Below are 12,625 nucleotides of genomic sequence, written 5' to 3' on the forward strand. Positions count from 1 at the left end.
AGAAGCTAAGCTAAAAGGCGTTTAATCAAAACAGGCGAAGTAAAAAAATCAGTAGATTACTTCGACTTCTCATTTTTGTCTAAAGCGGTGCCGATGGCCTGTCATTAGAATTAATATCTAATACTGTTTTCTCATGTCGTGTATGAGCTGCCGCTTCTGCTGCCATCATCTTGGCAGTATTCAACTGTTCCTTACGTAGATGTTCAATATCTTTACGTAGTCGTTTAATTTCCCAATTACTCTGAAAAACGCGGAAAACCTGCACACCGAGTAACAAGCCAACCACTATTCCTAAGGAAAGAGTCAAAAGGAGCAATAACCCTAAGCGCATTGCAGGAACTTGAGTAAATAACAAGTCCACTGAGACCTCAGTCCCGTTTTGCAACACCAAAGCTAATGAATAGCCAAAGACGAGCAATAAAAGAATGACCAGAACGTAACGCATGAACACCCCGTAAATATCTTATTTATTTGTTTGCAGATTCGTTTACTGCATCACGAAGTGCTTTACCTGGCTTAAAGTGTGGAACAGCTTTTGCTGCAACTTCAACAGATTTACCTGTTTTAGGATTACGACCCACACGAGGCTCACGATGATGCAATGCAAAGCTGCCAAACCCGCGAATCTCAATACGGTTATCAGATGATAAAGCTTCAATCATTTGATCAATCATAATTTTAACTGCTTCTTCCACTAAAGGTTCAGCCAAATGCGGATTCTTTAGCGCGATGCGCTCTATTAAGTCAGACTTATTAAGTGCTTCAGTAGTCATCTGCGACCTCTTTAATTATCAAGCTACTCGGGATCTATTTTCCGATAATAACCTGTTTAAATACAAAACGGTAGCGCAATAATTAAATACTACGCTACCGTTTACAGTATTTGTGTAAAAAGTATTACTTAACTTACATTAACAATACAATTCACCATCTACTCTTAGTGATTCATTTGCGCTTTGATCAAGTCACCAATAGTTTTAGGACCATTGTCTTGACCAGCAGCAGCTGTTTTCAGGTTAGCAACAGCTTCTTTCTCTTCAGCTTCGTCTTTCGCTTTGATAGACAAGTTGATAGAGCGAGATTTACGATCTACATTGATGATCTTAGCTTCAACTTCTTGACCAACTTCTAGGAATTTAGTCGCATCTTCAACGCGGTCGCGGTTGATTTCAGATGCTTTAAGAGTTGCTTCAACTTCATCAGCTAACTTAACAGTAGCGCCTTTAGCGTCAACTGCAGTTACAGTACCTTTAACAAGCGCACCGCGTTCGTTAGCAGCTAAGAAATCGTTGAACGGATCGCTGTTCAATTGTTTGATACCAAGGCTGATACGGTTGCCTTCAGCATCTACAGACAGGATAACTGCTTCAACAGTGTCACCTTTCTTGTAACGACGGATCGCTTCTTCGCCTTGTTCGTTCCAAGAGATGTCAGACAAGTGAACTAGACCATCGATACCGCCTGGTAAACCGATGAAGATACCGAAGTCAGTGATTGACTTGATAGTACCTGAAACTTTTTCACCTTTGTCGTGGTTCTTAGCAAACTCTTCCCATGGGTTAGCACGAGTTTGTTTGATACCAAGAGAAATACGACGACGCTCTTCGTCTACTTCAAGAACCATAACATCAACTTCGTCACCGATCTGAACTACTTTAGATGGGTGGATGTTTTTGTTAGTGTGGTCCATTTCTGAAACGTGTACTAAGCCTTCAACGCCTTCAGCGATTTCTGCGAAACAGCCGTAGTCAGTCAGGTTAGTTACGCGAGCTTTAACGATAGAACCTTTAGGGTAACGGCTCATGATCGCTAACCATGGATCTTCACCTAATTGTTTAAGGCCTAAAGATACGCGGTTACGTTCGCGGTCGAATTTAAGTACTTTAACAGTAACTTCTTGACCCACTTCAACAACTTCTGATGGGTGCTTGATACGTTTCCAAGCCATATCAGTGATGTGAAGAAGACCGTCGATACCGCCAAGGTCAACGAATGCACCGTAGTCAGTAAGGTTTTTGATAGTACCAGTAACTGTTTGACCTTCTTCAAGCTGAGCAAGAAGCGCTTCACGGTCAGCTGAAGATTCAGCTTCCATAACAGCACGACGTGAAACAACAACGTTGTTACGTTTAGCGTCAAGTTTGATTACTTTGAATTCTAACTCTTTACCTTCCAAGTGAGTAGTATCACGGATAGGACGAGTATCAACTAAAGAACCTGGAAGGAACGCACGAACTGGACCGATGTCAACAGTGAAACCGCCTTTAACTTTACCAGAGATAACACCAGTAACGATTTCGCCGTCTTCAAAGATTTTTTCAAGTTTAGTCCAAGTCTCAGCGCGTTTAGCTTTTTCGCGAGAAAGAACTGTTTGACCCATACCGTTGTCAAGTGCTTCAACAACTACGTCTACAGTGTCGCCAACTTGAACTTCAAGTTCGCGCTGTTCATTTAAGAACTCAGCACGGTCAACAACGCCTTCAGATTTAAGGCCAGTGTCAACAGTTACCCAATCAGAGTCGATGCTTACTACAACGCCTTGGATGACTGCACCCTTTTCAACGTTGAGGTTTAATTCGCTTTCTTCAAAGAGGGCTGCAAAAGATTCGGTCATGATATATCCGATAAAGTCAGCGGTCTTGGATCAGACAAGGCCGGTTTAATTAAGCATCTACATAGTCCATATAAAACTGATCAAGCTATGCGTCTGCTGAAATAATAGGGTTATTGAGCTAATTGCTGATCCACATACGTGGTCATCAGCTTGAATACTTCATCGATATTCAGATCTGAACTGTCGATGATGTACGCATCAGTAGCAGGTTTGAGCGGAGCGACAGTGCGTTCCATATCTCGTTTATCCCGCGCTTCGATATTAGCTAAAATGTCGTTTATTTTAACATCCAGCCCCATACCCTGCAACTGCTTTACACGTCTTTGCGCACGGGATTCAGCCGAAGCTGTCAAATAAATCTTGGCTTGTGCATCTGGGAAGATACTGGTCGCCATATCGCGGCCATCTGCCACTAGACCAGGAGCTTGAGCAAAAGCATGTTGACGGGCCACCAGAGCAGTTCTAAGTTCAGGAATTGCAGCAACTTTTGAAGCATACTCACCCACCCGTTCGGTACGGATAGTTTGGGAGACATCTTCACCATTCAGCCATACCTGAACACCTGATTCAGTGCTGACAAATTGGATATCCAAATTTGTTGCAATTTGTACGCATTCAGCCAGTTTAGTATCCAGTTCATCGAGTAAATTATGGTGATGCAATGACAGTCCTAATAAACGATACAAAGCCCCTGAATCCAGTAAATGAAAATGGTAATGTGCTGCAAGTTTTGCAGCCAGTGTGCCTTTGCCAGATCCACTTGGACCATCAATGGTAATAATTTGAACTGTCATTACTTTCCCGTTATTTATACAGATTTTGCAAGTTTTGCGAGGCCTAGTTTAATCCCTGTCTTGAGCTGTGCAAGAATTAATTTACTGACAAATGGAAGACGTGCCTGCAATTCTATCGTATAAGTCACCAGACTTTTGTTATCGTCCAATGCTTCAAACTCAATAATACCCAAATGATGTTTAATCAAAGGATTCTTTACGATCTTGTATTCAATACGGGAGTTCGGCTCTAGCAAGGTAATTTGCTCTTTTAGCGGCTTGACTGGACCTAAACCCATGCTACGCACAGAACCCACACCATCTGGGCGCTCAGGGTCTGCCGAATCCTTAATCCGTTCCACCTGCATTGGTGCAAAAGCCACGTTATAAGCATCGTGTTTAGACAGTAATTCAAAAACCTTATCAATCGCTGCTGGGAATTCTTTTTTTACCTGAATCGCATTTTTCATTTTTCTTTTTCCTAAAAATAAATGATTTTAAAGTGAGCAAAGTTTAACGAATTAGATTCGATTTATTTATGAGCATTCAGTAATTTTTCTTGCAATTTCAGCTGGCGTTTCTGTTCACGGCGCAACTTGAAAAATGCACTGAGCTGCTCAGCACACTGCTGCTGCATACAGCCCGAGTCAAATGGAAATACATGATTATAGTAGCCAGTCTCAAAAAGCTTGCGTGCACTCACCAAAGAACCTGCTTTGGGCTCAGTTGTACCAAAGACGACCCGTGAAATACGCGAATGCACCAAAGCCCCTACACACATAGTGCAAGGTTCTAAAGTGACATAAAGAACAGCATCTTCAGGCAGGCGGTAGTTTTTCAGGTTCTGACAGGCTTCACGCAATGCTATGATTTCAGCATGCGCAGTCGGATCATTTAAAGAAATTGGCGCATTGTAGCCACGGCCAATGACCTGATTTTGGCTGACAATCACAGCACCTACAGGAATTTCACCCTGCTCAGCAGCAAGTGCAGCCTGCTCATAAGCAAGCTGCATCCAGTATTCATCGGTAAATTGTGTTTCGGACATTCAGACTTAAATCACACCATAGTGTTTGAGTAGCTCATTCCAGCTTTCAATAGTGGTCACCGGTGGATTCTGAGACAGAATGCCTTTCAGGCTTAAATCACTGCCTTTTTGCCATTCTGGAGACAGATCCTTATCGACCAGACGTGCACGTACGCCTTCAACAAAATCAGGATGACGGATTTTCCAGTCTGAAATCTGGGTTTCTAGTTCAAAAATTTCATTCCATGAATGAACCTGTTTACCCCATTGCCACAACAGCCAGCTTAAAGCAGCGGTTGCAGGTGAACCTTTTTGCAGGTTTTCGCTGGCCTGACGCAACCAGTCACTGCGCGCATCACTTAAACCAATAATCGATTCATAATCGTGCTCGAAGTTTACGCCACGACATACACTGTGGATTACATCCAGTGAGTTTTGCAAAGGACCCGGGCCTACCGGACGGTGCATGCTGTTCAAAGTGTCATCAATCGCACGGAAATCCCCAGCTGGATAATGTTCCCAGTCTATATTTACGACCTTATCTAATACTGAATCACGCTGTGCATCACAGATATGAGTCGCCCAGCCAATACCGTAAGCACCCGCAGCAGTCATAATGGAACCCGTTAAACCTGTAAACAGGCCAATCGCTCCACGGTCTGCCAGGAAGCGGGTCGCACCCACATCTGGATATAAACCAATATTAATCTCAGGCATCGCCAGACGCGAATACGGCGTCACCAAACGGAATGGAGCCGCCATAAACAGGCCTAAACCGCCACCCATGACATAACCTTCCCCCCAGACCAATACCGGCTTGGCATAGTTATGCAGCAATAGATCTAGCGCATATTCCTGTTCAAAAAACTTATTAGCGGTTGCCACTTCATCATTAATTACTAACTGACGCAGCTTACGTACATCGCCACCGGCACAAAATGCTTTCGGGGTAGTTGAATCTAACCAGATCGCTTTTACGCTGTCATCTGTATGAAAGTCCTGAAAAACTTCCAGTAGTGCAGAAACCAGAGATTCATCTAAAGCGTGTAATGATTTTGGACGATTCAGGCGTACAATGCGCCAGCCATTGTTGGCTTGTTCAACAATCAGGTCCGGATGGTAAGGTTTAGTTACAGGAGAATAAGTCATGCGTCCAGCTGCCAATCTATAGGCTCAATGCCATGTTGTTTGAGATAATTATTCGTTTTCGAAAAAACTTTACAACCAAAAAAACCACCCCGGTTTGCTGACAAAGGCGAAGGATGTGCTGCCTTTAAGACCAGGTGTTTATTTTGATCAATGCGCTGTCCTTTACGCTGTGCGTATGCGCCCCAAAGAATAAAAACGATATGTTCACGTTGTTCATTCAATACATCAATGACGTGATCTGTGAATTCTTCCCAACCACGTTTCTGATGTGAAGTTGGCTGTGCTGCCTCTACGGTCAGTACAGCGTTGAGCAGAAGTACACCCTGTTCCGCCCAATGAGTTAAATCACCATGTTTAGGGATTTTTACGCCTAAATCATTATGTAACTCATGAAAAATATTACGTAAAGATGGAGGTAATGCAACCCCTTTTTGCACCGAGAAGCTTAAACCATGCGCCTGATTCGGACCATGATAAGGGTCCTGACCAATAATGACCACTTTAACCCGGTCTAATGGCGTCGTATTCAAAGCATTAAAAATCAGGTGATTTGGTGGATAAATTACCTTGTCTGCTTTTTTTTCTTCAATTAAAAACGTTTTTAACGCATCCATTTTCGGACTCAGTAAAAAATCACTGAGTCCATATTTCCAGCTGTCATCTAACTGAACTTTATTCAGTTTCGCAATTTGCTGTTCATTTAAAGACATGCTTCAATCCTAAATCTATGTCAGTCTGCGTTTATATTCGAATTTTTAAGGCTGGACTTGCAGATCCACAGCCGGATTATGAAATGGAAGACCCTGTTTCAGTTTCGCAAACATCTCTGGATCTGTCCACTCTGCCCGCACCTGCTCCGAGAATTCAATCTGTTCCAGGCTAAGTGGACCCATCTGTTCATTCTGGATATCTTCCAAGAAGCTTTGCGCATAGCCGGTATCAGTTTCATGAACAATCACAGAATAAACTTCAACATCCCCTTCACCATTCTGAGTAATGGTGGATGCCAATACCTGTTGAGCCAGGAAGAAGAAAATACGTGAAAACTGTTCTGCAGATGGCGAAACCGGCAAAGATACCCAGCGCGCGCTAAAATTCTTGCATGCCTGAATATATTCAGGATCATCTTTTTGCCAGAAGCAGATCGCATGGTCAAAAGAATCAAAAAAATCCTTAATCACCCCTTTGAGCAGACCAAAATCATATACCATCTGGCCATGATCCAACTTCGACGCTTTCAGCAATAACTCAACTTTATAACTGTGACCATGAATCGAACGTTTACAGCGATCCGAGGTGCAGTTACGCACAATATGAGCATTTTCAAACTTAAATAACTTACGAATTAACATATGCCGTAATGTCGTCAAAAAATAGGTGAATTAATTCCAATTATAAAGCAAAAGTAAACCGATGAGGATTAATTTTGCAGTTCGTCATGATAGGCAAAAGGGATTGAAGCGAAAACAGATTAAATTCCAAAAAATGAGATTATTTAAAAATGGTGGAATTTTAAAAAGGTGCCATGCTTCGATAGGCAACATAAACCTTCTTGTCCTGCCGCACCAGATCACTACTAAACTGACGTTTACGCTCACTCAGCATCACTTCGATACGTGCTTTAAAGTGATTGGATTGCACCCCAAGCAGGTTATTAAACAGGTTGTGTTTGGCTGCATCCACCTGGGCAAAGGGTTCTAGTGTCCAGAGATCAGCCACATTGGTAAAATATTCCAGATTCGCCTGACGGCGATCCAGCAATTGCTGCACAGCATTCACATCCAGCTTTTCATCCATGCTCGCCAAAAGAAATGCAGATGCGGTATTAATATTGACCGTAGTATCTGCTACAGGCACAGTACTTAGATAAGGTGCAATTAGTTTGTACTTGTTTTCTTCAAAGCCTCGTACCAGTTTCAGCTCTTCAACGCTATGAAATTTGGCATTCGGAGGTAGAGAACCATTCGGCAAGCCCTGATAATAATTAGATTCTGCGCCCATTGGTCCACTTGGCATTTCATCTTCATCCTGCCAGTCGATCACGGCTTCACTCAACTGCTCTGGCAATCCAGCACGTTTTAATATCAGCTCAAACCAGGCTTTAGCATTTTCATTCACCGTGCCTTCTGCTGTAATCAGGCTATTTAAATTAAACTTACCCGACTCATCTTGCAGTATTCCCGAGACATAACCATCTTCAACCGGAAAAGCCGGCATCGGCTGCGCCCAGGTTTCATTTAAATGATCAACTTCTGCTGCATTCTCTGCGTCATCGACCAGCAATTCAGAAAAAAACGCTTCAGCACTTTTGGCATACATCAAAGACTGGTTTTGTCGCATTAAATAAGCGGTACTTTCAACAGTTGCAGCCTGACGTTTAGCAATAGCCGCAGCCAAAATAGTTGCAAGCGCCACCATCACTAGAATGGTAATCAGAGCAATCCCCCTCTGCTGTTTGATCATCATTGCTTTGTTCATCTGCATTTTATTATTCTTTGTCAGGTTAGTTTTTGGGTTTCAAGCAGGAAATCTGTATTCAATAAACTGAAAATCCACTCATAACTGACCCCATTAACCATTAAGTTAATTTTAATGCCTTTGGGTAAACGCTGTTTTTGCTCAATCTGATTTAAATCAAAAGATGAGTCTGGCCATTGGGTCATTTCATTTGGATTAAGTACTACGATCTGAAACTGCTCAACATCGGACAACAACACACTGGATTCAGGTTGATCACGCCCGGTCTGGTTTAAATTCCGGTATTTCAGGCGATAGAGTTTTTGTTCATCTGCCCGGTACTGATATTCAACCCGTTCATCTGGAGAAATCCCCTCTTCCAGAGGATCGGTGACTCCAGTCTTACTAAAGTTAAAACGCCCGTTTTGCAAAACCAGTGCCGGCTGAATATCACCATTAATATTGGCCGTCAAAGGCACCGCCTGCACCGTATCACGCAAGATCTGCTGATAAGTATCTTGCAACTGACTTAAGCGCTGTTCATGCACTGCATTACGGTCTTTGGTTTGTACAATATAATCAAATACTTTCCAGCCTAGAGCAGAGAGTAAGGCGAAAATAGCAATAGCAACCAGTAGTTCGACCAGCGTAAATCCCTTAGACTTCATGGCGCTTCATTCATCCGGTGATTAAAGAACATCAAGCTGCTAATTCCATTTTCTGCCTGACCGGTTTCAGTGTTGACCAGACTCACCTGTAATTCAATGCGTTGTACATTAGGACTTACGGTAGGCTCACTGCGCTTATCGATTTGCCAGGTTTCGCCCTGTTGAGTGAGTTGTTTAGATTCTGTACCAGTAAGCCACTGCTGATTGATTTCCATTAGTGCTGCTTCATTCAAGGCAACAAACTGGGCTTGGGTTCTCAAAATGGCATTCGAAGTCGATTGGGTATATTGCATAGCAACTTTAGTCAGGGTCATGGCTGCTGTGGCAAAGATCGCCAGCGCGACCATCACTTCCAGCAAGGTAAATCCTGAGGCACGATTAAGTCGAGTAATCCTCGACCTGAGCGGCATTGTCGCGCAAGAAAGTCCGAAAGCTGTGCTTGAGGAGCCGCGATGAGTGAAATGCTGTTTTACCGCTGCGCAAGACGAAGAGCTATGCCCGGAGTGCGCACGATCAGCATTTGACTTAAATAACTTGATTACATCAGCTCCGGCACTCTGCTTGAAAACCCTAGCTTTCATGGACTTTACCCAAGTGATCAATTTCAATCGGATTGCCCACTTCACGATCTTCCAAATAGAACTGGATTCTGACCGGTTTAACTTCACCATTGCCTAACCAGATTAGCTTAGGTGCATTAACTTCAGTAAGATCCCGATTTTGGGCATTATTATAATGTTGCTCTAAAGGCTGAATCCGGAAAGAGACCTGCTCTGGTAAACTGCGCAGATTAAACTCCACATAATTTTGCCATTTCTGCTGATTTAAAGTCGATTCTGCCTGATTAGGTGAACGATATTCCACGACTCCGTAGCGAAATGGTGAAACATCAGTGGCAGCCTGAACATCAAGCGCAAGAATACGGGATTGATCATTAGCTTCCCGCAAGATTCTTTGCAAATCCAGTAACAGGACTTCTCGTGCCTGCATTGCCTTGCGCTGATCTACTCCACCAATATTCAATACAACTAGTGATGCCATAATACTCATAATCACAATCACCACCATCACTTCGATTAGAGTGAATCCACGAATGGAGGCGTGATGTGATCTGATCATAGGCAACTCTTAGGCGAACTGCTCGGCAGGATGGACCTGTTTCGGTAAAGCTAAAGCTTGATCAATAAGGGCAACGCGCAAGGTATCGCGTGAACCGAGATAGCGCTGATAAAAACTGGAGTTCAGAATCGCAGCTGCACCATGGGTCATCGACCAAATTGAGGCCAGATAATCACGCACCGACATGCTGCTATTGATTGAAGCCAAATAGCTTTCAGTCATACGGATAATCAAACGTAAGCGCTGTTTGCGCACCTGATAAAGTTCGCTAAACAGGTGCTGAATTCCAACACCTGTTGTAGAAAGACGCTCTTCAATCTGATGAAAAAGGACAGTACGTTCAGGGTGATGCAGATGATGCAACATAAAGAATGCCAGATGTTCAGGAAAAGCCTTATCACTATCCTGGATCATTTCCAGCAACATGCGCTCATTACGGATAATCAGCAATATGTACAATTCATCTTTACTCTGGAAATGCTTATAAAGAGTGCCTTTGGCCAGATCCAGTTCTGCTGCCAGTGCATCCAGGGTCATCCCTGCTTCACCATTTTCTAGCAGTAACTGTTCTGCAACTTGAAAAATCAAGGTTTCTCTTGCTCGAAACTGAGCCTGACGATCCATCTTCACCCTATAACTCTCTTGTACTCTTATCTAACTTTACTTACTTTGAATTCAGAAGATTCTCAAAGTTCTGCTTTGTGATATAAGCCATTTCTTCTAGCGACTTATCATATACATCGCAAAGGGCTTTGGCTACATAAGGAACGTATTTTGGTTCATTAGATTTGCCACGATATGGCATTGGAGCAAGGTAAGGACTATCCGTTTCGATTAAAACCCGATCAAGTGGAACCTGTTTGGCCACGTCACGCAAATCCTGGGCATTTTTAAAAGAAACAATACCGGAGAAAGACACATAATAACCGCAGTCTAAAACAGTTTTAGCGGTTTCCCAATCTTCGGTAAAACAGTGCAAAATGCCATGGGTAGATTTTTCTGCACGGATAATATCAACCGTGTCATGCTTGGCGGAACGAGTATGCACGACGACAGGTTTTTTCACGATTTGTGAGGCATGGATATGACGGGCAAAACAGTCTTTTTGCTCGGCAATAAAATCGGTGCTGTGATAATAATCGAGCCCCGTTTCACCCAGCGCCCAGACTTTTTCTGGCTGTGCCAGTTCAACCAGATATTCAGTGGTCGCACGCGCCATTGTCGCCGCATCTTCGCAAGGATGTACACCAACGGTATAACCGACATCAGGATGACGGGCCGCGATTTTTGCCAGCTCGATATGATCATCCAGATCCACCGAGATACTCATAAACTTGGATACGCCTGCTTCACGGGCCTGAGCGAGCGCCTGATCCAGATCACCGTTATAAGGTGTTAAATCGAGCAGCGTTAAATGGCAATGAGTATCTACAAACACAATGAGTTCCTACCAAAGGTAAATTAACTACATAGTGTAACTTTTACGTCCATCAGATTTAAGACCCGCAACCAGACGATCTGCTTCATTTTTGAAGAAAACGCCTTTTTCACCGGTGAGCTGAATCCCAAAACCTTGTGGCTTGATGCCATTCTGCTTTTGAGATATCCAGATTACTTTTCCGGTTAATGGAATTTTCTGCGTCTGTTCAGGTAAAGTCGTCAAAACAAAAACTTCTTCACCTAATTTTACTGGCTGCTTGGAAGGAATAAAAAGTCCACCACCTACAACATATGGCATATAACTGGCAAATAGTGTTTCAATATCCGGGATATTAGCCTGAATAATACCGCCCATACGTGGTTGCATCTTGTTTTCCCCTTAAGCTAAAGATTCATCAGCTTGATACACAATTCATCGAGCACCAGATTACTTTGTACGTTCTGCTCAAGATATTGTTTGGCTCGCTGAAAATCCTCATAAATTTTAAAAAGTGTTTCCAATGAATATTGTTCGGCCAATACATTAAAGTCCAGATCAATGTTTTTTACGGCCTGATTTAGCTTGACACAAATTAAATCGGACAACAAGTATTCAAACATTTGACCAAATTCACCAAAACTCAGGCTTTTATTCCATTTGGTCGCAATTGCCATTGGCATATTTTTTTGAATGACCAGTTTTTTCCAGTCTTCCATGAATTCCTGACGTAATGGCAACCAGGAACTTTGTGCAACCTCAATCGCTTGCAAAGGCATCTGATTGGATAAATTCATTAATAGCTGCTGCTGGCTCGAACCTGCTTCAGGTAACTGCGCCTCTACATATTCACTAAATTGCGCTGATGAAATCCGGTCTAAAGCAAAATGCTGTAAACGGCTGCGAATAGTTGCAGGCAATTTCAGATAATGATCCGCAAGCAGAATAATGACAATATTTTCACCCGGTTCTTCCAGAGTTTTCAGCAAGGCATTAGAAGAAGCAATATTTAATGCTTCAGCGGGTTCAATGACAATGACACGCCAGCCATCGACGGTCTGCTGTACAAAAGGCAGAAGATCACGGATCTTTTCAATTTTAATTTTGGCATTCTGTTTTTTATTGTCTTCATCAGTGCTGATATAGACGTAATTCGGATGGGTATCCGCTTTCAGCCACTGACAACTGCCACACTCACCGCATGGCCCCTTAGGCTGACGGTTCAGGCATAAAACCCAGGCCAGAAACTGCTGGGCAAAGGCTTCTTTACCACAGCCTTTTTTTCCATAGAACAATAAACCATGCCCAAGCTTAGGAAAACGCCCGGTTAGCGTATCCCAAACCTGTTGCTGCCATGGATAAATCTGTGCATTGACATCAAGCGGCATGGAGAATTCTCAA

17 protein-coding genes are annotated in these 12,625 nt (G+C 43.0%); all 17 read right to left on the bottom strand.

The window, feature by feature from the left end; genetic code table 11:
- Positions 1–79: 79 nt before the first annotated feature.
- A complete protein-coding gene (locus FTU00_RS09105) occupies positions 80–445 on the bottom strand; it encodes a lipopolysaccharide assembly protein LapA domain-containing protein (protein ID WP_005236124.1) in 366 nt (121 codons plus the stop codon).
- Between the two features lie 22 nt (positions 446–467).
- On the bottom strand, positions 468–773 hold the full coding sequence (locus FTU00_RS09110; RefSeq protein WP_005097312.1) for an integration host factor subunit beta: 306 nt from the start codon (positions 771–773) through the stop codon (positions 468–470).
- A gap of 164 nt (positions 774–937) precedes the next feature.
- On the bottom strand, positions 938–2,614 hold the full coding sequence (gene rpsA / locus FTU00_RS09115) for a 30S ribosomal protein S1 (RefSeq protein ID WP_004783987.1): 1,677 nt from the start codon (positions 2,612–2,614) through the stop codon (positions 938–940).
- Between the two features lie 110 nt (positions 2,615–2,724).
- Positions 2,725–3,408 (bottom strand): (d)CMP kinase, encoded by a 684-nt coding sequence (gene cmk / locus FTU00_RS09120; RefSeq protein ID WP_180179578.1) that lies wholly within the window; start codon positions 3,406–3,408, stop codon positions 2,725–2,727.
- Positions 3,409–3,422: 14 nt separating this feature from the next.
- On the bottom strand, positions 3,423–3,857 hold the full coding sequence (locus FTU00_RS09125) for an SRPBCC family protein (protein WP_004783989.1): 435 nt from the start codon (positions 3,855–3,857) through the stop codon (positions 3,423–3,425).
- Between the two features lie 62 nt (positions 3,858–3,919).
- Positions 3,920–4,435 carry a tRNA adenosine(34) deaminase TadA gene (gene tadA / locus FTU00_RS09130; protein ID WP_180179579.1) on the bottom strand — a complete coding sequence of 172 codons (516 nt, stop codon included), beginning with the start codon at positions 4,433–4,435 and terminating at the stop codon, positions 3,920–3,922.
- Between the two features lie 6 nt (positions 4,436–4,441).
- A complete protein-coding gene (locus tag FTU00_RS09135) occupies positions 4,442–5,563 on the bottom strand; it encodes an enoyl-CoA hydratase/isomerase family protein (protein ID WP_180179580.1) in 1,122 nt (373 codons plus the stop codon).
- Positions 5,560–6,273 carry a uracil-DNA glycosylase gene (gene ung, locus FTU00_RS09140; protein WP_005236130.1) on the bottom strand — a complete coding sequence of 238 codons (714 nt, stop codon included), beginning with the start codon at positions 6,271–6,273 and terminating at the stop codon, positions 5,560–5,562. The genes FTU00_RS09135 and ung overlap by 4 nt, the downstream gene beginning before the upstream one ends.
- 45 nt (positions 6,274–6,318) lie before the next feature.
- Positions 6,319–6,915: a 6-carboxytetrahydropterin synthase gene (locus tag FTU00_RS09145; protein ID WP_159123992.1), complete on the bottom strand. Its 597-nt coding sequence runs from the start codon at positions 6,913–6,915 to the stop codon at positions 6,319–6,321.
- 160 nt (positions 6,916–7,075) lie between these two features.
- Positions 7,076–8,047, bottom strand: coding sequence for a type II secretion system minor pseudopilin GspK (gene gspK / locus FTU00_RS09150; RefSeq protein WP_180179581.1), 972 nt, complete (start codon positions 8,045–8,047; stop codon positions 7,076–7,078).
- A gap of 14 nt (positions 8,048–8,061) precedes the next feature.
- Positions 8,062–8,688, bottom strand: a complete 627-nt coding sequence (gene gspJ, locus FTU00_RS09155) for a type II secretion system minor pseudopilin GspJ (protein ID WP_180068799.1) — start codon at positions 8,686–8,688, stop codon at positions 8,062–8,064.
- A complete protein-coding gene (gene gspI / locus FTU00_RS09160) occupies positions 8,685–9,269 on the bottom strand; it encodes a type II secretion system minor pseudopilin GspI (protein WP_180053395.1) in 585 nt (194 codons plus the stop codon). Before gspI ends, gspJ begins: the two co-directional genes overlap by 4 nt.
- Entirely contained in the window at positions 9,259–9,807 is a 549-nt protein-coding gene (locus FTU00_RS09165; protein WP_180179582.1) for a Tfp pilus assembly protein FimT/FimU, read from the bottom strand. Before FTU00_RS09165 ends, gspI begins: the two co-directional genes overlap by 11 nt.
- Before the next feature lie 9 nt (positions 9,808–9,816).
- The gene (locus tag FTU00_RS09170; protein ID WP_125279027.1) at positions 9,817–10,431 is read right to left on the bottom strand and encodes a TetR/AcrR family transcriptional regulator; all 615 of its coding nucleotides are present in this window, start codon (positions 10,429–10,431) and stop codon (positions 9,817–9,819) included.
- Between the two features lie 40 nt (positions 10,432–10,471).
- Positions 10,472–11,245, bottom strand: coding sequence for a TatD family hydrolase (locus tag FTU00_RS09175; RefSeq protein WP_166139436.1), 774 nt, complete (start codon positions 11,243–11,245; stop codon positions 10,472–10,474).
- A gap of 27 nt (positions 11,246–11,272) precedes the next feature.
- Positions 11,273–11,614, bottom strand: coding sequence for a PilZ domain-containing protein (locus FTU00_RS09180; protein ID WP_005236142.1), 342 nt, complete (start codon positions 11,612–11,614; stop codon positions 11,273–11,275).
- A gap of 17 nt (positions 11,615–11,631) precedes the next feature.
- On the bottom strand, positions 11,632–12,612 hold the full coding sequence (locus FTU00_RS09185) for a DNA polymerase III subunit delta' C-terminal domain-containing protein (RefSeq protein ID WP_180002197.1): 981 nt from the start codon (positions 12,610–12,612) through the stop codon (positions 11,632–11,634).
- Between the last annotated feature and the right edge of the window lie 13 nt (positions 12,613–12,625).

Source organism: Acinetobacter sp. YH12041 (genome assembly GCF_013419975.1).
In the GTDB taxonomy this organism is placed as follows: domain Bacteria; phylum Pseudomonadota; class Gammaproteobacteria; order Pseudomonadales; family Moraxellaceae; genus Acinetobacter.